Annotated in this window: 20 protein-coding genes; 18 read left to right on the top strand and 2 right to left on the bottom strand. The window is 71.0% G+C overall.

Annotated elements, in window-relative coordinates; all coding sequences use genetic code 11:
- Positions 1-29: 29 nt before the first annotated feature.
- Complete coding sequence (locus ABJI51_RS11070) at positions 30-923, bottom strand: LysR family transcriptional regulator (RefSeq protein WP_348949829.1); 894 nt, start codon at positions 921-923, stop codon at positions 30-32.
- 128 nt (positions 924-1,051) lie between these two features.
- Between ABJI51_RS11070 and ABJI51_RS11075 the strand changes: the two genes are divergently transcribed.
- The 4 genes from ABJI51_RS11075 (at position 1,052) to ABJI51_RS11090 (ending at position 5,011) form a co-directional block, all read left to right on the top strand.
- Positions 1,052-2,104: a YncE family protein gene (locus ABJI51_RS11075; RefSeq protein WP_348949830.1), complete on the top strand. Its 1,053-nt coding sequence runs from the start codon at positions 1,052-1,054 to the stop codon at positions 2,102-2,104.
- A gap of 12 nt (positions 2,105-2,116) precedes the next feature.
- Complete coding sequence (locus ABJI51_RS11080; RefSeq protein WP_348949832.1) at positions 2,117-2,875, top strand: SDR family NAD(P)-dependent oxidoreductase; 759 nt, start codon at positions 2,117-2,119, stop codon at positions 2,873-2,875.
- 187 nt (positions 2,876-3,062) lie between these two features.
- A complete protein-coding gene (locus ABJI51_RS11085) occupies positions 3,063-4,112 on the top strand; it encodes a glycosyl hydrolase 53 family protein (protein WP_348949834.1) in 1,050 nt (349 codons plus the stop codon).
- Complete coding sequence (locus tag ABJI51_RS11090; RefSeq protein WP_348949836.1) at positions 4,109-5,011, top strand: SGNH/GDSL hydrolase family protein; 903 nt, start codon at positions 4,109-4,111, stop codon at positions 5,009-5,011. Before ABJI51_RS11085 ends, ABJI51_RS11090 begins: the two co-directional genes overlap by 4 nt.
- 4 nt (positions 5,012-5,015) lie before the next feature.
- Here ABJI51_RS11090 and ABJI51_RS11095 read toward each other — a convergent pair whose 3' ends face one another.
- Positions 5,016-5,750 (bottom strand): LmbU family transcriptional regulator, encoded by a 735-nt coding sequence (locus ABJI51_RS11095; RefSeq protein ID WP_348949837.1) that lies wholly within the window; start codon positions 5,748-5,750, stop codon positions 5,016-5,018.
- Between the two features lie 417 nt (positions 5,751-6,167).
- On the opposite strand from ABJI51_RS11095, the gene ABJI51_RS11100 reads away from it, so the two are divergent.
- The 14 genes from ABJI51_RS11100 (at position 6,168) to ABJI51_RS11165 (ending at position 21,770) form a co-directional block, all read left to right on the top strand.
- On the top strand, positions 6,168-6,404 hold the full coding sequence (locus ABJI51_RS11100; RefSeq protein WP_348949839.1) for an acyl carrier protein: 237 nt from the start codon (positions 6,168-6,170) through the stop codon (positions 6,402-6,404).
- 33 nt (positions 6,405-6,437) lie between these two features.
- Complete coding sequence (locus tag ABJI51_RS11105) at positions 6,438-7,373, top strand: hypothetical protein (RefSeq protein WP_348949841.1); 936 nt, start codon at positions 6,438-6,440, stop codon at positions 7,371-7,373.
- Positions 7,374-7,568: 195 nt separating this feature from the next.
- Complete coding sequence (locus ABJI51_RS11110; protein WP_348949842.1) at positions 7,569-8,744, top strand: acyl-CoA dehydrogenase family protein; 1,176 nt, start codon at positions 7,569-7,571, stop codon at positions 8,742-8,744.
- Between the two features lie 30 nt (positions 8,745-8,774).
- Positions 8,775-10,073, top strand: coding sequence for a lysine N(6)-hydroxylase/L-ornithine N(5)-oxygenase family protein (locus ABJI51_RS11115; protein WP_348949844.1), 1,299 nt, complete (start codon positions 8,775-8,777; stop codon positions 10,071-10,073).
- Between the two features lie 4 nt (positions 10,074-10,077).
- A complete protein-coding gene (locus ABJI51_RS11120) occupies positions 10,078-11,154 on the top strand; it encodes an NAD(P)/FAD-dependent oxidoreductase (protein WP_348949846.1) in 1,077 nt (358 codons plus the stop codon).
- Complete coding sequence (locus ABJI51_RS11125) at positions 11,151-13,163, top strand: class I tRNA ligase family protein (RefSeq protein WP_348949847.1); 2,013 nt, start codon at positions 11,151-11,153, stop codon at positions 13,161-13,163. The genes ABJI51_RS11120 and ABJI51_RS11125 overlap by 4 nt, the downstream gene beginning before the upstream one ends.
- Positions 13,160-14,698: an AMP-binding protein gene (locus ABJI51_RS11130; RefSeq protein WP_348949849.1), complete on the top strand. Its 1,539-nt coding sequence runs from the start codon at positions 13,160-13,162 to the stop codon at positions 14,696-14,698. Before ABJI51_RS11125 ends, ABJI51_RS11130 begins: the two co-directional genes overlap by 4 nt.
- Positions 14,688-14,948 (top strand): acyl carrier protein, encoded by a 261-nt coding sequence (locus tag ABJI51_RS11135; protein ID WP_348949850.1) that lies wholly within the window; start codon positions 14,688-14,690, stop codon positions 14,946-14,948. The genes ABJI51_RS11130 and ABJI51_RS11135 overlap by 11 nt, the downstream gene beginning before the upstream one ends.
- A gap of 1 nt (position 14,949) precedes the next feature.
- Complete coding sequence (locus ABJI51_RS11140; RefSeq protein ID WP_348949852.1) at positions 14,950-15,564, top strand: GNAT family N-acetyltransferase; 615 nt, start codon at positions 14,950-14,952, stop codon at positions 15,562-15,564.
- Positions 15,561-16,631 (top strand): C45 family autoproteolytic acyltransferase/hydrolase, encoded by a 1,071-nt coding sequence (locus ABJI51_RS11145; protein ID WP_348949853.1) that lies wholly within the window; start codon positions 15,561-15,563, stop codon positions 16,629-16,631. Before ABJI51_RS11140 ends, ABJI51_RS11145 begins: the two co-directional genes overlap by 4 nt.
- Complete coding sequence (locus ABJI51_RS11150; protein ID WP_348949854.1) at positions 16,628-17,536, top strand: thiamine pyrophosphate-dependent dehydrogenase E1 component subunit alpha; 909 nt, start codon at positions 16,628-16,630, stop codon at positions 17,534-17,536. The genes ABJI51_RS11145 and ABJI51_RS11150 overlap by 4 nt, the downstream gene beginning before the upstream one ends.
- A gap of 3 nt (positions 17,537-17,539) precedes the next feature.
- Positions 17,540-18,547, top strand: coding sequence for an alpha-ketoacid dehydrogenase subunit beta (locus ABJI51_RS11155; RefSeq protein ID WP_348949855.1), 1,008 nt, complete (start codon positions 17,540-17,542; stop codon positions 18,545-18,547).
- A complete protein-coding gene (locus ABJI51_RS11160; RefSeq protein WP_348949856.1) occupies positions 18,540-19,649 on the top strand; it encodes a 2-oxo acid dehydrogenase subunit E2 in 1,110 nt (369 codons plus the stop codon). Before ABJI51_RS11155 ends, ABJI51_RS11160 begins: the two co-directional genes overlap by 8 nt.
- Positions 19,650-19,661: 12 nt before the next feature.
- A complete protein-coding gene (locus tag ABJI51_RS11165) occupies positions 19,662-21,770 on the top strand; it encodes an iron-containing redox enzyme family protein (protein WP_348949858.1) in 2,109 nt (702 codons plus the stop codon).
- Positions 21,771-21,783: the final 13 nt, after the last annotated feature.

Raw genomic sequence — 21,783 nt, forward strand, 5'->3', positions numbered from 1 at the left:
CACGACAAGCCGCGGCAGAGGGTCCTTGGTCACGTCTGCCCGGCGACGGTGGTCCGGACCTGGTCGCGGAACCATCGGTGGGCGGCGTCGGCGTCGTGGCGGGGGTGCCAGGCCATACCGATCTCGATGGGCGGGATGGCCAGGGGAATGGGGAACGCCCGCAGGCCCAGTGCGGCGACGGCGTCGGGCAGGGTGCCGGCCGCGATGGTCAGGCAGACCAGGTCGGTGGTCCTGGCCAGCATCATCGCGCTGGTGTGGCTGGGTACCACGGCCGCGACGCAGCGGCGCAGGCCCAGCTTGCCCAGTGCCGTGTCGATCGGGCCGTGGCGTTTGCCGGTGCGGGAGATGCTGATGTGGTCGGCGCCGGCGAACCGGTGTGCGTCGACGGGCGCGTCGAACAGCGGGTGGTCGTGACGGGCCGCGGCGAGCAGCGGCACGGAAGCCAGTGGCTCGGTGAGGGTTTCCGGGTCGAGGTGGTCCAGCACGCCGAGTTCGAGGTCCACGGCCCCCTGCCGGAGCGCGGGGGTGTTCTCCACCGACTCCGGCACGAACACCACGCCCACCGCCGGGGCCCGGGAACGGACGCGGCTGATCAGCGGCGCGGCCAGGGCCGCCTGCAGCAGGTCGCCGGCCTGCACGGTGAACGTCCGATGCAGGCCGGCGACGTCGAATCCGGTCGAGGCGGTGAGGACCGCGTCGGCGCGCTCGATGAGCGCGCGCACCTCGGACCGGAGTTCGAGCGCCCGGTCGGTGAGGGTCATCCGCTGCCCCGAGCGGACGAGCAGGGCGTCGCCCACGGTCCGGCGCAGGCTCGCCAGCTTCCGGCTCATCGCGGCCGGTGACGTGCCGAGCCGGTCGGCGGCCCGGGTCACGCTCTCCTCCTGGAGCAGGGCGTCGAGCGCGGTCAGCAGGGTGAGGTCCATGCAATCCCCTCGTCTTTGCGCTGAGCGCAATGATTCCCTGCCGATCTTTGCATTGCCCGCCGGTTCGCCGCCACGAGAAGCTGGATTTGTCCGCAGAGGGCGGACAAGGAGAGCCGAAAGGGGTGGTCATGACACGTTCACTCCGTGCCGGCCGGTCCGGGGACGTGCTGGCCGTGGTGAGCCAGAGCGGTCCCACGGTGTCGTTCTTCGACGCCGGGTCGGACCGGCATCTCGGCACCGTGGAGACGCCGGCCGAGCCGCACGAGCTGTGCTTCGACCCGGTCCACCGGCTGCTGTGGTGCGCCACCACGTACCGGTCCGGGTACTACCACGCCAATTCCGGCCGCCGCAGCGAGCTGACCGTGCTCGATCCGGACACCCGGCAGATCGTGGCGATCGTCGACCTGGCGCCGGAGCACGGGCCGCACGGGCTTGCCCTGGACGTCGCGCGCGGGCGGCTGTACGTGAGCGTGGAGGCGTCGCAGACCCGGGGCGGGGGAGTGGTGGTCGTGGACACCGCCACCCGGCGGGTGATCGGCCGGATCGACACGGGGGCACCCGGCCCGCACTGGTTCGTGGCGAGCCCGGACGGGACGACGGGGTACGCCAGCAACAAGGAAGCGCCGTTCGTGTCCGTCGTGGACCTGCTCGACGGCACGCTCACCGACCGGATCGAGGTGCCCGGCGGGGAAGGCCTGGCCGTGTCGCAGGACGGCGCCAAGCTGTACGTCGCGTCCCCGTACGCGTCGTTCGGTGGTGCCCGGCCCGCGGCGCCGCCGGGCGTCCGCGTCATCGACACCAAGGCCCGGTCCGTCGTCGGCACGTTGCCCACCGACGACCTCGTGGTCCCGGTGCACCTGACCGCGACCGGCAAGCTGCTGGCCGGAGAGGTGCGGATGACCGACGGGAACACGGAACCGGGCCAGCTCCAGAAGCCGGGGCAGCTGACCGTGTTTTCGGCGGACAGCCACGAAAAGACGGGCAGCGTCGACGTCGGCCGCTGCCCGCTGACGATCACCTCGTCACCGGACGGGGCGCTGGGCTACGTGGCCGGCGTCATCGATTCCACGGTGCACGTCATCGACCTCGACGCGATGTCCTGCCTGGCCCGGCTGGACATCCCCAAGCTCGGCGAGCCGGGCGCCCACGGCCTGGCCTACATCCCGCGCGTGACCTCGTAAGGAGATCCGGCCATGACTCGTATCGCACTCGTGACCGGCGGCAACCGCGGTATCGGCCGCGCGGCCGCCGACGCACTCGCCGACGACGGCACCGACGTGATCCTCACCTACCGCGCCAACCGGGACGAAGCCGAGGAGGTGGCGGGCAAGCTCGCCGCCCGCGGTCGCACCGCGGCCGCCCTGCCCCTCGACCTCACCCGGCCCGCGACCTTCCCGGGCTTCGCCGAGCAGCTGCGCGCGCTCCTGCGGAACCGCTGGGAGACCGACCGGTTCGACATCCTCGTGAACAACGCCGGCTTCGACAAGCTGACCCCGTTCGGCCGGACGACGACCGACGACATCGACGCTCTGTACGCCGTGCACGTCCGTGGCCCGATCCTGCTCACCGAACTCCTGGCCCCGATGATCCGCGACGGCGGCCGGATCCTGTTCACCTCCAGCGGTCTGACGCGCTACGCGGCCAATCCGGCGTATTCGGTCTACGCCGCGATGAAGGGAGCCATCGAGGTCTACACGAAGTATGCCGCGAAAGTGCTGGGGGCGCGTGCTGTCACGGTCAACGCCCTCGCGCCCGGCGCGACTGCCACCGATTTCGCGGGCGGCGTCATCCGCGACGACGAGAAGTACCGGGCCATGGTCACGGCCAACCACGCGTCGGGCCGGGTCGGGGAGCCGGAGGACATCGGCAATGCGGTCCGAATCGTCACCGCCGAGGCGGCGTCGTGGATCACCGCTCAGCGCATCGAGGCCTCGGGCGGCCAGAGCCTGTGACGGTCATGCGCCGTCGAAGCCGTTCTCGGTGGCGGTTCGAAGAATTCGACGGCGAGGACGAAGGAAATCCAATTGGTGGAGTCTTGTCAGGGTCGCGCGGGTGGGGTTCCATTATTGCCGGCACCGCGCAGAGTTTTTGAACGTTCAATTCGGCCGGTGCGGATCGTCGTCGATCAAGGGAGATCGAATGACCGTTCAGGGAACTCCGGAAGAGCGGGCGGGAATCGCTTGGGTTCGGCTGGGTCGCCGCAGTGTGCTGCTCGGTGCGGCCGCGGGTGTGGGTGCGCTCGCTTTGGGAGCGCACACCGCGAATGCCGCGGCCGCCTTCTTCAAAGGCGCCGACATCAGCTGGGCGCCGCAGATGGAAGCCCATGGCTACACCTGGAAGAATGCTGCCGGGCAGAGCCAGGATCTGCTGACCATCCTTCAGGGCTACGGTATCAACGCGATCCGGCTGCGCACGTTTGTCAACCCGTCGGGCAGCGCGACCGACGGGCACTGCAGTATCAACGAGGTCGCCGCGCTGGCCAAGCGGGTCCGGGATGCGGGCATGGCAATCATGCTGGACTACATGTTCGGCGACACGTGGAACTCGGTCGGCGTGCAGAATCCGCCCGCCGCATGGAAGAACATGAGCTACAGCCAGATGCTGAGCGCCATGAACTCCTACGTGAACCAGACGATGACGGTCATGAAGAACAACAACGTCCTCCCCGCCTGGGTGCAGATCGGCAACGAGATCAACAGCGGCATCTGCCGCCCGGTCGGCAGCGTTTCCAACCCCGCCCAGATGACCGGACTGCTCAATGCCGCCTACAACCAGGTCAAGCAGGTGTCCCCGAACACCACGGTGTGCATCCACCTCGCGCAGCCCCAGAAGTACGACTCGATGCAGACCTTCTTCAGCCGGTACGCCGGGAACGGCGGCAAGTGGGACATGTCCGTGTTCTCCTCCTACGGCAGTGCGAGCGTGGCCGCCGGGATCGTCGGGAACATGAAGAAGATCGCCGACGCCTACCGCAAGCCGTTCCTGCAGAGCGAATTCGGTGGTCCCGTCAGCAAGGTTGCCGCCACCAGGGCGTCGCTGGCCGCCTACCTCGACGCGCTCCGGAGCACCGGCGGGCAAGGTCTCTTCTACTGGGAGCCGGAAGGGTATTCGCCCTTCACCGGCTACGCCAACGTCGCCTGGGACGCCGCCACCCGGCGCCCCACCGCCATCATGGACGGATTCCGGTGAGCCGCGCGACCCGGGTGGCGGTGCTGCTCGTCGCCGGGCTCGTCGCGACCACGAGCGTGGGCGTGGACGTCGCGACCGCGCTTGAGCAGCGCGGAGAAAGCGCTTCCTGGACGCCGGCGGTCCGGCACAACGGAGTCCCCGGACCGAGCTGCGCGGAACGTCCGGCGCTGCGCACCGCCGCGGCCACCGTCAAGGTCTGGCTTGCCGGTGACTCGACCATGGCGGATCCGAAGTCCTCGTGCCCGGTCGGCTGGGGCAGCAAGTTCGGGCCGCTGTTCACCGACCAGGTGTCCGTGGTCAACAAGGCCGTGGCGGGGCGCAGCATCCAGACGTGGCTGTACGAGTCGAACGTGACCGGCACCAAGAACTCCGCCGGGGAATGCGTGGTGAGTCCCAGTACCTACGCCCAGCGGTGGCTGGACATGCTCGACCCCGCGAAGGGGATGCACGCGGGGGATTACCTGTTCATCCAGTTCGGCATCAACGACAGCGATCCGAACTGCCCGCGGCACGTCGGCCCGGCCCGCTACCAGAGCCTGCTCACCACGATGGCCGACGCGGCGAAGAGCCGAGGTGCCCACCCGGTCCTGCTGACCCCGGTCGCGGCCATCACCTGCAGCGGCAGCACGGCGGTCGGCAACCGGGGATTCCTCTCGCCGACGACCGCCGCGGCCGCCGCCACCGGTGCGCCCCTGATCGACCTGCACAAGCTGAGCTACACCCTGTACAACACCCTCAAGCTGTGCCCCAACGACGGCGACTACAGCAAGGGCGCCGTCGGTGCCTTCTTCTGCAACGACCACACGCACTTCGAGGCCGCCGGCGCGGACCGGATCGCGCGGGTCGTGGCACAGGCACTGCGCGACCAAAAGATCGGCCTCGCCGGCTACCTGAAGTAAGCGTTCATCGACAGTGCAGGCGCCACGACGAATGAGCCGCGGCGCGGCGGAGGGTTTCGGCCGCCCAGTTCTCCACCGACATGCCCTGCTGGCCGGCCGCGCTCTCCAGCTGCTTCAGCTCTTCGGGGGACACTGCGAGGTGCAGCTGGCGGTCGACCGCCACCGGGTCGGCGACTGCCCGGGACGGCCGGGCGGCCGGCTCGGTGGCGGTGTCGGTCTGCAGCTGCGGGCTCTCGGCGTCGCGGGTGGCCTGGCTGGCGCGGATCTCGGCGCGCAGCCGGTTGCGGCTCCAGGTCAGTTCCTCCGCCTTGCGCAGCCAGTAGTCCTGTTCCGGCTGTGCCAGCGCCACGACCTCCAGGTGGTGGCTGAAGCTCAGCACCTGCCGCCGCCGGGCCAGCGGGAACCGGCGCGCCACCCACGTGTAGTTGCGCAGCGTCTGGTAGCTCAGTGACGTCTGCTTGATCGCCTCCTCGTAGCGGTCCTGGAACGTCGTCTCGCCGTAGACCAGCCAGTCGGCGATCCACCACGTCGAGGAGTCGGCGAACGAGAACAGCCGGGAACCGACCTGCTCCCACATCCCCAGGCTCTGCTGCGCGGTGAACAGCAGGCCGGACTTGTGCACCTGCACGCCCCGGCCCATCGCGGGACCCGGAGTGGCCGCCGACAGCGAGGGCGGTGTGACGACCGTGTGCCGGACCGCCGCTGTACGCGAGCGTGTCGGGATAGAAGCTGCATTCATGACGGACCCCCTGTTACGAACCACCCCAGCCGCGCTTTCGCGCCGACGCATCGGACCCCAGACCACCGTGCGTACGGCGTTCTTACCAAAGGACGAGCGAGCCGCGCAAGGCAACCGGTGGTTGCACTACGGGAAGCCCGTCGTCAGGCGCCTGGGCCGCCGGAAGCCGATGTCCTGATTCAGCTGCAGGTGAAACGGGATATAGATCATCTTTCGGGCCCTTCCCGGCCGAGGAATCGATTCCTCGCCGGGGAAGGCGTGAACTGTGCACATCGGACCACACCGCCGGGATGACCGGCACGGCGTTGTCTCGCTGGCGAGACGGGCGCAGGATGGGCGAGGCCTGCCGATGCCGGACATTGGTTGTGCGCAATGGAAATTCGTGGCGAACCCCGCCGAGGATCAGGGAGATGGCCGATGAGTAACGGCTTCCAGGCTGTCCACAGTTACCTCGACGAGCTGATCCGGGCGCGTCTGACCAGCCCGTTCCGCAGCGACGTCCCGTTGGTGTCGCTGGGGTTCGACTCGCTCGCGGCCATCGAGCTGTGGGCCCGGCTGCGGACCGACCTCGGTGTGGACGTCCCGGCCGACGAGTTGCTGGGACTCACCATGGACGGCCTGGTGGCGCGGGTGCAGCCGGACACCGTGTCCTGACCAGGCAGTAATCGATTCCGTTGTGGAGCCTTGATGAGTTCGTCTTCCGTCTTCCTCAGCGGACCGCAGTACGTCCTGGGGGAAAGCACGTCGCACCACTCCGAGATGCCGGGCCTGCAGGCGCGGTCCGAGGAACTGGGAATCCCGTATGCGCCGCAGGTCTGGGGCTGGGGTTCGGCGCACCGGACCCGGAAGTCGCTGGAGGACCTGGCGATCGAGGCGGGCACCGCGACGCTGCGTGCCGCCGGCGCCGACCCGGCCTCGATCGACGCACTGGTGCTCTGCTGCACCGGTTTTCCCGGGGGACCGGACAGTCACGGCGACTTCGTGCGGACCATCTCCGAAGGGCTGGGCACGGGGGAGACCGACTTCCTCGGCGTCACGCTCGACCGGTGCACGAACTTCCTGGCGGGCCTGCGTGTCGCGGAAGCCTTCGTGGCCGCCGGAATCCACCGGCGGGTCCTGGTCGTCACCACCGACAAAGTCACTGCCGAAGCGGAGAGACTGGCCAAGTTCGCCCTGTTCAGCGATGGCGCGGCCGGTGCGCTCGTGTCGGACACCGACGGCGAGTACGAGATCGTCGCGAGTGCCGTGGCGCACGAGATGCGGGAGCTGGACTGGTCGAACCAGATCAGCCCGGACCTCTCCCGCCGCGTGAACACGCAGCTGATGAAACACGTGTCCATGGGGATCGACGAGGTCGACATCCTGCTGCACGCCAACATCTTCGAAGCCATCATCGTCATGAAGGAACTTCAGGCGGGTTTTGCCGCAACACAGTTGTACACCGGCAACATCGCCCGGGTGGGACACTGCTTCGCCGCCGACCCGATCATCAACCTGGCCGACCTCGCCGCGGCCGGTCGTCTGCGCGACAACGGCCACTACCTGCTCGCCGCCTCGGTTCCCGGGTCACGGACCGGGATTCTGCTGCGCAAGCTGGTGGAGACTGCCGAGTCTACGAAGTGAACGGTTGCCTGTCTTTAGTTGGCGCTGTCTCGCCAGCGAGACAGGCATCGGCCGTCGATCCGCCAGCATCGGGGAATCGCTGACGCACCAAGCAATTCGTGCTCTGGCGGGGCCGCGTATCGGTCGCGTAGCTTTCATCGGGCATCGCCGCGCCGGTTTCCGGCCGAGGCAGACCCGCGGATCCGGAAGGGCGAAATGACAGACGTGCTGTTCAGCGGTCTCGACGAACGCATGCTTGCGCTGCCCTTCTACGAGGAGCAGCACCGCACGCTCGCCGGGAAGCTCGCCGCCTGGTGCGCCGAGCACGCGAGCCTGTGGGCACGTCCGCTGGAGCAGACTCCGCAGCATGCGGGCCGGGCGATCCTGAGCGCGCTGGGTGCCGCCGGATGGCTGGGATTCCTCGATCCGCCCGCTGTCGACTACCGTTCGCTCTGCCTGGCCAGGGAGATCCTCGCCTACGCCGACGACTTGGCCGACTACGCCTTCTCCATCCAGGCGCTGTCGGCGACCTCGATCATCCGGTACGGCACCGGCGAACAGCAGGCCGAGTATCTGCCGCGAATGGCCTCGGGCGAGGTGGCGGGCTCGTTCGCGATCTCCGAAGAGGAGGCCGGTTCCGATATCTCGGCCGTCGGCCTGACCGCCGACCGGGTGTCCGGCGGCTATCTGCTGAACGGCCGGAAAGCCTGGATCGCCAATGCCGGTACCGCCGATCTGCACTGCGTGCTCGCGCGCACCGGCGGGGGACCCGGTGCGCTGGGGCTCACCGCGTTCCTGGTGCCGGCGCGCACGCCCGGAGTCCGCGCGTCCGAGGACGTGCCGCTGGTCGCGCCGCGCTCGTTCGGGCACCTGGTGTTCGAAGACTGCCTGGTCCCGGAATCGAGCGTCCTCGGCCGCCCCGGACAGGGGTTCGTGGTCGCGACGGACGTGCTGGAGCGGTTCCGGATGACGGTGGGGGCGGCCGCGGTGGGGTTCGCGCGGCGCGCCGCCGACTCGGCCGTCCGGCGGGCCCGTGAGCGGCGGATCCACGGCGGCAAGCTGATCGACCTCCAGCTCGTCAAGGCCGCGCTCGCCGACATGGAGATCAAGCTGAACTCCTCCGCGCTGCTGGTCGCCAGGGCCGCGTGGGAACTCGACCACGGCAACCCCGGCTACGCGAAGCATTCGAGCATCGCCAAGGTGGCCGCCACCGAGGCCGCGCAGGAGATCGTCGACGCCGCGGTCCAGGTCCACGGTGCGGCCGGCCTGGTCGCCGACAGCGTTCCCGAGCGCCTGTACCGGCAGGTCAGGTCGCTGCGCATCTACGAGGGGGCGTCCGAGGTCCAGAAGATGATCATCGCGGACGCGCTGGGCCGCCGGGCGGGGCGCTGACTTCCTTTGACGCCATACACGTGGAGAGCCATGAATGACGAACAGCACTACGAGTGTGTCGGCGTCGGTGTCGGCCCGGCGAACCTGAGTCTCGCCTCCCTGCTGCACGGCTCTCCGGGCCTGCTGCCGAACCTCTTCCTCGAAAAGAGTGCGGAGTTCAGCTGGCACGACGGGCAGCAGATCCCCGACGCGACCCTCCAGGTGTCGATCTTCAAGGACCTGGTGAGCCTGTCGGACCCGACCAGCCCGTTCTCGTTCCTGTCCTACCTGAAGGACAAGGGGCGGCTCTACCACTTCATCAACGCCCGGTTCAGCGCCGTGCCGCGCCAGGAGTTCCGCAACTATCTGGAGTGGGCCAGCAGGCGCAACCGGAACGTCGTGTTCGGCGAGGAGGTCGTGTCCGTCGACTTCGACGGCGTGTTCGTCCTGCGGACCAACCGGCGCACGGTCACGGCGGACAACGTGTCGATCGGCATCGGCAGCCGCGCCTGGGTGCCGGAGCCTGCCCGTGCCCACCTCGGCCCCACCCAGTTCCACGTCAGCGAATTCGTGCCGCGCAGCCGCGGCCTGGCGGGCAAGCGGGTCTGCGTGGTCGGCGGCGGCCAGTCCGGCGCGGAGGCGTTCCTCGACCTCATCTCGCGGCCGCCCGCCGAGCGGCCGCGCCGGGTCTCGTGGGTGTCGCGACGGCGCAACTTCTACCCGATCGACGACTCGCCCTTCACCAACGACTTCTACATGCCCGGCTACTCCGACTACTTCGCCCGGCTGGACCAGGGCACCCGCGAATCGTTCAACCGGGAGCACGTGCTCACCAGCGACGGCATCTCCGAGAGCACCCTCCGCGAGATCTACCAGCGCATCTACGCCGAGCGGTTCATCCACGGCAACACCGACCTGGTCTCGCTGTACCCGAACCGGAACGTGATCGCGGTCGCCGCGTCCGGCGACGCGTGGGCGGTGCAGCTGGCCAACAGCAACCACCCGGCGGTCCTCGGGCAGGTCGACGCCGACGTGGTCGTCTGGGCGACCGGATTCCGCACCGCCGCGCCCGACTTCCTCGCGCCGATCGCGGACCGGCTCGAACGCGAAGGCGAGGAGTACCGCATCGACAGCGACTTCGCCGTGCGGTGGGACGGGCCGGCCAACCGGAACATCTTCGTGCAGAACGCGGCCCTGCGGCAGCGCGGGCTGGCGGACAAGAACCTCAGCCTGCTCGCCTGGCGCAGCCAGCGGATCATCGACCGCCTGCGCTGCGTGCGCAGCGACGATCCGGCCCCGTCGTTCCTCGAATGGTCGGCGAAGCTCAGCCCGGACGAGAGCGTGGGCTGAAGCCATGACACACGTCGACTTCGCCGTCGTGGGCGGCGGCATCATCGGGTGCACGATCGCCCGCGAGCTGGTGCTGCGCGCGCCGGACGCCTCCGTGCTGGTGCTCGACCAGGACGCCGTCGGGTCCGGGGCCAGCCGCCGGTCGGCCGGTCTGCACTTCCCCCGTGGCGCGACCGAGCGGGTCCGCCGCATGGCCGGCTACAGCCAGGCCGGCTACCGGGCGCTGCTGGCCGCCGATCCGGCCCTGCCGATCCGCCCGGTGCCGATGCTGGTGGTGGCCGACCGCGCGAGCGCCGCCCAGGTCGAGGCGAGCTATCTCGCCGAGGCCCGGATGTCCCGCGTGGACGAGCTGCCGGACTGGCTGCCGCCGCTGACGGACGAGACGGCGGCCTGGACCGGCGAGGGCTGCCAGTACGCCGACGTCGGCGCGCTGGCCAGGGCGCTGGCCCGGTCCTTGCGGCCGGGGACGAGCTTCCGGGAAGGCGCCGACGTCACCGCCCTGGAGGAGACCGGGGACGGCTACGAACTCGCGCTCGGCACCGGAGAACGCGTCACGGCACGCGCCGTCGTGCTCGCACCCGGCCCGTGGCTGGCCGCACCGGCCTGGCGGGACCGGCTCGCGCTCCTGGACGTCCGCGTGAAGAAGGTCGTGGCCCTGCACATCGAACAGCCGCCCGCGGCCGGGGACGGGGTCGTCGTCTTCCACGACGAGGACGCGTTCCTGCTCCCGCTCCACGAGCAGCGGCGCTGGCTGTTCAGCTACACCAGCCAGGTCTGGGACGTCGAGCCCGACCGGCTCACCGGCAGCGTCTCCGCGGCGGACCTCGCCGACGCCCGCGAGGTGCTGGTCCGCCGCGTGCCCCGCCTGGCCGGCGCCGCCCGCAGCGGCCGCGTGTTCTGCGACGCCTACAGCCCGGACCGGGAGCCGCTGGTCCGCGCACTGGACGAGGACGGCCGGCTGGTGTTCGCGGGTGCCGCCAACGGCTCCGGCTACCGGCTCGCCCCCGCCATCGCCGCCGAAGCGGCCGACCTCCTGCGTACCGCCGTCCCGACCGTTTCCGAGCAAGGGAGCCATCCGTGAAGTTGAGCGTCTTCGCCGCCGAGGAGCTGCACCGGGCCTTCGGCATCGAGATGAGCTCCGTCGAGTCGATGAGTGCCGGCGCGGGCTGGGGCCGGGTCGCGCCGGGCGGCCGCTCCGAACCGCACCAGCACGACGAGATCGAGCTGTTCGTCATCGTCGCCGGCACCGGGTGGGTGGTCTGCGACGGCAGGCGGGTCCGGGCGGAGCCGGGCACGGTGTGCCAGTTCGAGCCCTTCGAGACCCACGTCGTCGAGAACGACGGCGACGCCGACCTGGTCTTCTTCGACCTGTACTGGCGCGACCCGGCGCTCGCCGCCCGGACCGCGGCCACGGCTGCCGCGCGCCGCCGCTTCCCGGAACGGCCGGTCTTCGTCTTCTCGACCCCGCCCACGCCCAACGGCGACCTCCACCTCGGCCACCTGTCCGGCCCCTACCTCGGCGCGGACGCCTACGTCCGGTTCCAGCGCATGCAGGGCACCGAAGCCTGGCACCTGACCGGGAGCGACGACTTCCAGAGCTACGTGGTCGAGTGCGCCCGCCGCGAGGACCGCGAACCGGCGCGCACCGCCGCGCACTACAGCGCCGAGATCGCCGCGACGCTGCGGCTGATGGACATCGAGGTCGACCAGTACACCGTGACCAACGAGGACCCCGGCTACCGGGACGGCCTGCGCGGGTTCTTCTCGAAGCTGGCCGATTCCGGGGCGGTCGCCGTCCGGCCGACGCCGGCCCTGGTGGACGCCGAAACCGGCGCCTACCTCTACGAGGTGGACGTCTCGGGTGGTTGTCCCGGATGCGGCGGCGGCACCAGCGGCAATATCTGCGAGGAGTGCGGCGAGCCGAACGTCTGCGTCGATCTGGCCGGCCCGCGCAGCCGGCACTCGGACGCGACGCCGGAGCAACAGCCGGTCGCCCGTTTCGTCCTGCCGCTGCACGAGTTCGCCAAGGAGGTCGCTGACCACCACCGCCTCGGCCGGGTCCCGGCCCGGCTCCGCGAACTGGCGGACCGGGTGTTCGCGCGCGAGGACCTCGACATCCCGGTGACGCACCCGGCGGACTGGGGCGTCGCCCCGGCGGAGACCACTGTGGACGGTCAGGTGATCTGGGTCTGGCCCGAGATGTCCTACGGCTTCCTCCACGGCGTCGAAGCACTGGGCGGGCGGCTGGGCAGGCAGTGGCGGGCCGGCACTCCCGAGCAGGACTGGAAGATCGTCCACTTCTTCGGCTACGACAACAGCTTCTACCACGCCGTGCTCTACCCGGCGCTCTACCGGTCGGCGTACCCGGAGTGGCAGCCCGACATCGACTACCACGTCAACGAGTTCTACCTGCTCGACGGCGGCAAGTTCTCCACCAGCCGCCGCCATGCCGTGTGGGGCAAGCAGATCCTGCGTCCGGAGACCGTGGACGCGGTGCGCTTCTACCTGGCGCTGACGCGGCCGGAGCAGCACCGGACGAACTTCGAGCTCGCCGCCTACACCGAGACCGTCCAGCGGGTCCTGGTGGACGGCTGGCAGGGCTGGCTGAACGACCTGGGTGCCCGGATCGCCACCCGGTACGGCGGGCTCGCCCCCGACGCCGGTGTCTGGACTCCCGAGCACACCGCGTTCCTCAACCGGCTGGGCGTCCGGCTCGCCGCCGTCGCCGACAGCCTGGGACCGGACGGCTTCTCGCTGAACCGCGCGGCCGCCGAGCTGGACGGGATCGTCGTGGACGCCCGGCGGTTCGCCGAGGCGGAGGCGCGGACCGCCCTGATCGCCGGCTGGCAGGACGAGGCCCGGACGGCCGTCGCCCTGGAACTGGCCGCGGCACAGGTGCTGGCGCGCGCGGCCGCGCCGGTCCTGCCGCGGTTCGCCGCCCGGCTCGCCGAGGCACTCGGGAAGGCCGACCTGACGTCCTGGCCCGACCGGGTCGAGCTGGTCGCACCCGGGACCGGGATCAGCCTCGCGGACCAGTCCTACTTCGCGGCCCTGCCCTCGGACTGGCCGGCCGGGGAGACCACGGCATGACCGGCTCCGTGCTCAACCGCGTGGTGGCGGGGCCGCCGTCGCCCGGCCACCGGATCTCGTTCCTGCGGCTCGGCAGCCGCCGGACGCTGGAGCTGACCGAGCTGTACGAGCAGTCGGGGCGGGTCGCCGCCTACCTGCGCAGCCTCGGCGTCGAACCCGGGGACCGCATCGGCATCCTGGCGGCCAACAGCCTGGAATGGGTGCTGCTGGACCTCGCCGCGCTGCGGCTCAAGGCCGTCGTCGCGGGGTTCGAGCCGGGCAAGTTCGCCGACGCCGCCGAGCTGGTGGCGCGCTACGGGCTCAAACTTCTGTTCACCGACCGGGACGTGCCGGCGGACGCGCCGCCGCCGGTCCGGGCCTGCGCCGACGTCGCCGTCGCAGCGGAACAGGCGTGGACGGATCTGCCCGAGCCGGTCGTGTACGAGCCCGGCGAGGTGACGACGATCAAGTTCACCTCCGGCAGCACCGGCGTGCCGAAGGGGCTCGGGGCCACCGTCGGCAGCATCGACGCGTCGATGCAGGCCGTGCAGGAGATCTTCGAGCACCGGGGCGGGGACAACCTCTTCGTCTTCCTGCCGCTGTCGCTGCTGCAGCAGCGCTACTGGATCTACTCCGCCCTCTGCTTCGGCCACGACGCGACCGTGACCACGTACGAGGCGGCCTTCGCCGCGCTCGCCACGGCCCGGCCGACCGTGGTGATGGGGGTGCCCGCGTTCTTCGAGACCGCCCGGCGGCAGATCGCCCAGGACGCCGCGCGCATGGACGGCGTCCCGCCGGAGGAGGCCCGCCGGGCCGCGGCGCGGCGGCTGTTCGGCGACCGCATCCGCTACCTGTGGACCGGCTCGGCACCCGCCGACCGCGAGGTGCTGCGTTACCTCACCGGCGCGGGCCTGCCGATCTACGAGGGCTACGGGCTGAACGAGACGTGCATCGTCAGCAAGAACCACCCCGGTGCCCACAAGGAGGGCAGCGTGGGGCGGGTGCTGCCCGGCAAGCAGGTGCTGTTCGACGACGACGGCGTGATCCTGGTCCGCAGCGAGCATCCGGTGAACCGGCGCTACGAGTTCGCCGAACCCGGCGACTCCGAGCGGATGTTCGTCGCGGACGGGGTGGTGCGCACCGGCGACCTCGGCTACCTGGACGAGGACGGCTTCCTGTTCGTCCAGGGCCGCGCCGACGACGTCATCGTGCTCGGCAACGGGAAGAAGGTGATCGTCCGGCCGATCGAGGAGCACCTGCGGGCGAGCCCGGCGATCGAGGAGTGCGTGGTGTTCTGCCCCGCGCAGACGTCCCTGGTCGCGGTGGTCTCGCCGGCCTCCGGCACCGCCGACCACGCGGCGATCGCCGAGCAGCTGGCCCGCACCAACGCCGCGTTCGGCCGCGACGAGCAGATCCGCCGGGTCGTGGTCGCCAGTCCCCGGTTCAGCATCGCCAACGGCATGCTCACCTCGCAGTTCAAGCCCAAACGCCAGACCATCTTCGCCGCGTTCGAAGCGGAGATCACGAACAACCAGGACGGTATCCATGCCCAGTGACATCGAAACCATCGCGCGGGAGAACCTGTCGGCCGCGCTCCAGCCCGCCGTGGACCCCCACGCGATCGAGCCGGACGTCGAGCTGACCGACTACGGGCTGACCTCGCTGCAGAAGGTCCTGTTCCTGACCCGGCTCTGCGAGGACCTCACGGTCGACCTCGCCCTGCTGACCGAGCGCGACGTCGCCGGGATGCGCACGCTCGGCGACGTCGTCGGGACCCTGTCGCGCCACGCGGGAAAGGCTGCCTGAAGTGAGCTGGGCGGAGCTGGCCGCGGCCACGCTGGAGAACGACCACGTGCGCCTGCGTCCGATCAGTGCCGACGACCGCGAGTCGATCCACGACATCGCGATGGACCCGGTGATCTGGCGCTGGTTCGTCAGCCGCGTCGAGACCGAGGCCGACTTCGACGTCTTCTTCGAGGGCATGCTCGCCGACCAGGCGACAGGCAAGCGCGTGGTCTTCCACATCACCGACAAGACGACGGGCCGCTGCGCGGGCAGCATGAGCTTCGGCAACCTTTCGGAGCCGGACCTGCGCCTGGAGATCGGCTGGTCCTGGCTGGGCGTCGGTTTCCAGGGCCGCGGCATCAACCGCTGGGCCAAGTACCTCCTGCTGGAGCACGCCTTCGAGACCCTGGGCGCCGAGCGCGTCGAGTTCAAGACCGACCGGCTCAACGTGCAGGCCAGGGCGGGCCTGCGCAACATCGGCGCGCTGGAGGAGGGTGTCTTCCGCAGCTACAACCCGATGCCGGGCGGCCGGCGCCGGGACGCGGTGTTCTACAGCGTGGTGCGCAGCGAGTGGCCCTGGCTCAAGGGCGAGCTGGCCGCGCACCCGAAGGTGACCCGGCAGGACGCGGGGGTGTGACCGGCCCGGCGGGCATCACCGCCCTGCGCCTGCGTGGCGATCCGTACGAGGCCGGACGGCAGCACGGGACCGCTCTGGCCGGTCCGCTGCGCGGCTTCGTCGGCGACTCGCTCTGCCGTCTCGGGCTGCTGCTGGACGAACCGGTCACGATGTCCGGGCTCGAACCGGTGCTGTCGGCGTTCGACAAGGTGATCACGGCCGAGCTGCCCCGGCTCGCGGACGAGATCACCGGGCTCGCCGACGGCATCGGCATCCCCCGCGACCAGGCGCTGCTGCTGCAGCTGCGCCGGGAGATCCTGGGCTACCGGAAGATCCCGGCGCGCGGCGACTGCACCACCTACGCGCGGGCAGGCTCCCGTCCGGTCCTGGCCCAGACGGTGGACCTCAACGGCGACCTCGACGACCAGATCAGCGTCCTCGACGTCCGGCTCACCGGTTCCCCGCGCGGGGTCCTGGTGCTCAGCTTCGCGGGCCTGCTGGGCTATCTGGGCGTCAACAGCGACGGCTTGGCCGTCGGCCTCAACCTGGTCCTCGGCGGCGACTGGAAACCCGGAATCCCGCCGTACCTGGCCATCCGCCACGTGCTGGACTCCGCGGCCGGCGTCGACGAGGCGGTCGAGTGCCTCCGCGGTCTCCCGCTGGCCAGCTCGCGTTCGTTCATGCTCTGCGACGCGGGCAAGGCGGTCTGGGTGGAGGCACTGGACGGCGGGTTCCGGTGCTTCGAGGCCCGGCAGGCCGAGCACACCAACCACTTCCTCCACCCCGACTTCGCCCCGTTCGACGAGATCAACGTCTTCGCGCGGAACTCCTCACGGCGGAGGCTGGAGGCGTGCCGCGCCGGTCTCGCCGCACTGGGCCCGGACGCGGGCGTGGAGGAGCACTTCGCCCTGCTCTCGGCGCCGCCGATCCGGGTCGCCGGAACCGGCGACATCCGGTACGAGCGCACCGTCGCCGCCGCCGTCGCCCTGCCGGGCGGCGGCCGGCTGTACGTCCGGCCCGGTGATCCCGCCACCGCGTCCACCAGGGAGTTCGCCGTTGCGGCTCTTCCGGAAGGGAACCTGACATGAAAGCGGGGACCGCCCTCGGCGTCGACGTCGACGACCTCGCCTGCCTGCTGCTGATCAGGCACTTCGAGCAGACCGTGCTGGACCTGTTCGCGCGCGGGCTGCTCAACGGCACCACGCACACCTGCCTCGGCCAGGAGTACGTGCCGGTGGCACTGCGGCCGCTGCTGGCCCCGGACGACTTCGTGTTCAGCAACCACCGCGGCCACGGGCACTACCTGGCCCGCTTCGACGACCCCGAGGGCCTGCTGGCCGAGATGACCGGCCGCGCGGGCGCGGTCTGCGCGGGCGTCGGGGGCAGCCAGCACCTCTTCCGGGACACCTACCTGTCCACCGGCGTGCAGGGGGAGAGCCTGCCGGTGGCCGCAGGCACCGCCCTGTGGTTCCAGCGGACCGGCCGGACCGGGATCGCCGTGGCCTACGTCGGCGACGGCACCTGGGGCGAGGGCGCGGTCTACGAGGCGTTGAACCTGGCCGCGCTGTGGCGGCTGCCGCTGCTGGTGGTCGTGGAGAACAACGGCATCGCCCAGACCACGCCGACCGCGCACGCCATGGCAGGCGACATCGCCGGGCGGGCCGCGGCGTTCGGCATCGCCCACGTGCCGGTGACCGGCAGCGACGTTGCCGCGATCCGAGCCCGCCTGGCCCCGGTGGTCGAGCGGACGCGCACCGGCGGCGGGCCGGTCGTCGTGGAGTTCGCGACCCACCGCCTCGGCCCGCACAGCAAGGGCGACGACACGCGCTCCACCGCCGAGGTCGCCGCCGAGCGGGAGCACGACTGGCACGACGCCTACCGGCGCCGGGACCCCGATCTGTTCGCCAAGGTCGAGGACGAGCAGCGGCGGCGGATCGCCGAGGCCGTGGACCGGGTACTGGCCCGCCCGGCCTCGGTGTGGGAGAGGAGCTGAGCCGTGGAACGTGTTGCCGAGAACCTGAACCGGGCGCTGCACGCGGCCTTCGCCGCGGACCCGGAGCTGTTCCTGCTCGGGGAGGACGTCGCCGATCCGTACGGCGGCGCCTTCAAGGTCACCAAGGGCCTGTCGTCGGGCTACCCCGGCCGGGTCCTCAGCACCCCCATCAGCGAGCAGTCGCTGGTGGGCGTGGCCAACGGGCTGGCGCTGTCCGGCGGGCGCGCCATCGTCGAGATCATGTTCGGCGACTTCGTCACCCTCGCCTTCGACCAGATCGTCAACTTCTCGGCCAAGTCGGTCGCGATGTACGGCCGCCGCGTCGAGGTCCCGGTGGTCGTGCGCTGTCCCACCGGCGGGCGGCGCGGCTACGGCCCGACGCACAGCCAGAGCCTGCAGAAGCACTTCATCGGCGTGCCGCACCTGTCGGTGTACGAGATCTCGCCGTTCCACGACAACACGGCGCTGCTGGCCCGCCTGCTCGCCGGCGGCGAACCGGCCGTCCTGTTCGAGGACAAGGTGCTCTACGCGCAGCCGATGCACGAGCCGGGGACGGACGGGCCGTTCGTCGCCGACTTCCCGTTCGGCGACGACGGCCCCGCGCGGCTGCGGGCCTCCGACGGCGACGACGCGGCCGACTGCGTGATCGTCGCGCCCGGCGGCGTGGCCCGGCGGGCGCTGGAGGCGGCCGGGACGCTGTTCGCCGAGCACGAGATCACCTGCGAGGTGATCGTCCCGGCCCGGTTGTACCCGTTCGACGTCGAGCCGCTGCTGCCCGCACTGGCCGGTGCCGAGGTGGTGTGCCTGGTCGAGGACAGTGCCGCCGGCGGCACCTGGGGCACGGAGGTCGCCGCGCGCGTCTACGAGCGCCTGTGGGGACGGCTCCGGCGCCCGGTCGTGCTGTGCAGTGCCGAGGCCGAGGTCATCCCGACCGCCGCCCACCTGGAAGCGACCGTGCTTCCCCAAGCGTCCGACATCCACCGCGCCATCTGGGAGGCGTCGCATGCGTGAACTGCTGCTGCCCAAGTACAACACCAACGACGAGGGCTGCGTCCTGGCCGGCTGGACGGTCGACGACGGCGCCGCGGTGTCCGCCGACGCGGTCGTCGCCGAAGTCGAGACCGCCAAGGCGGTGGAGGAACTCGTCGCGGACACCGACGGCGTCCTCCACCGGCTCGTCGAGGCGGGCGCGCACTGCGAGTTCGGGCGGCCCGTGGGACTGCTGTTCGACAGCCACCGCGAACGGGACGACTACCTGGCGAACCTGGACGGCACGCCCGGCAGCGGGGAAGGGGAGCACGACGGCCCGGTCCTCAGCGCCGCCGCGCAAACCCTCGTCCAGGAGCACGGCATCCGGGCCGAACAGCTGCGCGCGCTCGGCAAGCGGATGGTGAAGGCCGCCGACGTCCAGCGGCTGATCGACCAGGAACCGGCCGCCGCGGACGTCGTCACCCTGAGCCCGCGCCAGCGCGCGGTGGCCGCCGTCGTCACCGAGGCGCACCGCACGATCCCGGCCGCCTTCGCCGCGATCTCGGTCGACCTGACGACGTTCCGCGCCACGCGCGCGGACGCCGCCCCGTACGGCCTGGTCGAGCTGCTGGTCAAGGCCATCGCCGCCCGCCACGCCGAATTCCCGTTGTTCTTCGCCACGCCCGGCGCGGACCACACCCTCACGCTCGCGCCGGACGCCAACGTCGGGGTCACCATCGACGTCGGGACCGGCCTGTTCATCCCGGTGCTCCGGGACGTCGCGCGCCGCCCGATCGGCGACCTGACCGACGACCTGATGGACTTCCGCGTCAGCGCCCTGCGGCAGAACTTCCGCGAGGAGGCGTTCGCCGGCGAGACCATCACCCTCTCGCTGCACAACGATCCGGACATCGTCCTGGCCATGCCGATCGTCCACCCGGGACGCACCTGTGTCGTGACCCTGTGCGCCGAGCGGAGCGAAGTCGCGCTGACCGCGGACGGCGTCCCGTTCGCCCGGCCGGTCACCACGGTCACGGTCACCTACGACCACCGCTATCTCAACGGCCGCGACGCGGTCCGCTTCCTCGGCGCGGTGAAGCAGGACCTGGAATCCGCCGACGCCATCGCCCGGCTCGCGGGCTGAAGGGGGACAACGATGTCCACGCTGAACCACGACGAACCCACGCATCGCGATCTCTACGTCCGGGCCAGTGATCCGGAGGGGATCCTGGTCTCGGACGGCTTCGCCGCCGAGCTGAGCCGGGAGGTCCACGGGCCGGGCACCACGCCTGCCGGTGATCCGGCCGCCGCGCTCGACGACCTCCTGGCACAGGCCCGGGAGTGGGCGTCCGCCGAGTCCGCGCGCTATCGGCGGGTCGCCGGCTCTCCGCTGTTCGACGCCGCGCGGCCGGCCGTCGCCGCCCGGATCGGGCTGAACTGCGCGCCGCTCGCCCTGAACTCCGGCGCCTGGCTGCAGTGGCTCGTCTCGCCGGGCAACGGCGACAGCGAGCTGAGCACGCTCGTGCTCGGCCTCTACGCCGAGGACGTCGGCGTCGGCAAGCCGCGCAGCGCCCGTGGCAGCCGCTATCTGGACCTGCTGCGGGAACTCGGCCTGGAGACCCGGGTGGTGCCGGAGTCGCGGCTGGCCGACGAGCCGCAGACGCTGGACTCCGCGTTCCGGCTGCCCGGCGTGCTGCTGGCGATGAGCCGGTGCGGCGCCGGGTTCCAGGCGGAACTGCTCGGGGCGGACGTCTGTCTCCGTGCGCTGGGTCTGCTGCCGCCGCTGGAATTCCTCCGGGACAGCCTGCACGTCGACGCCCGGTGGCCGGCCCTCGACCTCGGCGGGACGGCCGCCGAGACGTCGCTGAAGATCGCGCGGACCTTCCTCGAGACCGGCGGTGACGAGACGGCCCGCCTGCTGGGCGGGGCACGCTGGGCGTTGGCGCGCATACAGGAGTGGAGCGGCGAACTCCTCGATCTCGTCGTGGACGTGCTCGACCCGGCGTTCGAGATGGCCGAGATGCTCGGGCAGCGCTCCCGGCAGGCGGCCGCGTACCACGCCCACTTCATCCTCGAAGGCCGGACGCTGCGCGAGTGGTTCGCCGACGCCCGGGACGGCCACGGCGAGGGGTTCGTCGCGGCGCTGGCCGCCAGCAAGCTGGTCAAGCAGGGAAAGCCGGAGGTCAGCCGTCTGCTCGGCAGGCTGCTCGACGCCGACGGGCCGATGTTCCGGATCTTCTCCCCAGAAGATCTCGGTGTCCTGCAGCGGTGGATCGCGTCGCTGGGCGACGACAGCACGCCGGACGTCGAGCGATCCGCGCAGCCGGCGGCCGGCTCCAGCGTCCTCCCTGCGGCACCGGACAGCTCCGCCGCCCCCGCGGACGACGAGGAGCCGTCGACGATCCGGCTGGCCTTCCACCGGCTGCTCCACCGCGGCGACTCACCCGGCCTGCGCCGGTACGCGCTCGGCTACGTCTCCGACTGGCTCGACGGCTCCCGGCGCGGGATCGAGCGGGTCAGGAAGCCGCCGCGCACCTGGGAGCCGGGCGGCCTGCGGCGGTGGCTCCTCGACGAGCACGACGAACACGACGAGCTGTTCCAGGCCTCCGGCGACATGGCGGCGCCGCCCCGGGAGGTCGTCCTCGACACCTACCTGCAGCTGGCGCCCCTGAACCTGGTCGACGGCAGCTGGCTGGCCGGCTTCACCGACTACCGGCACGCCTCTTCGGACTTCGGGCACTTCCTGTTCGCCACGCACTTCGACGAGCTGGGCAACGGCGAACGCAGGCTGAACCACGCGGTCATCTACCGGCAGCTCATGCACGAGATGGGCTTCGACCTGCCGCCCACCGCGACGCTGGAGTTCGCGCAGTGGCCGGGTTTCCGGGACGAGTCGTTCGCGCTCCCGGTCTACTGGCTGGCGATCAACCGGTTCCCCCGGCGGTTCCTGCCCGAGGTCCTCGGCCTCAACCTGGCGATGGAGCTGTCCGGAGTCGGCGGGACCTACCGGCGCGAGCGGTTCAACCTGCGGTCACACGGGTTCAGCAGCCAGTACTTCGACATCCACAACACGATCGACAACGTGGCGACCGGCCATTCGGCCTGGGCGGCCGACGCGGTCGAGGCCTACCTGGCCGGCCTGTCCGCACAGCTGGGATCCGAAGCGGCCGCGACGGCCTGGGACCGCGTCCGGGTCGGCTTCCGTTCCCTGAAGCCGCCGAAGCAGCCGAAGCCGGACGAGCAGATCGCCGTGCTGACGGGATGACCTGACCCGGACG

Origin of the sequence: Amycolatopsis melonis, from assembly GCF_040064235.1 — a bacterium.
Classification (GTDB): domain Bacteria; phylum Actinomycetota; class Actinomycetes; order Mycobacteriales; family Pseudonocardiaceae; genus Amycolatopsis; species Amycolatopsis melonis.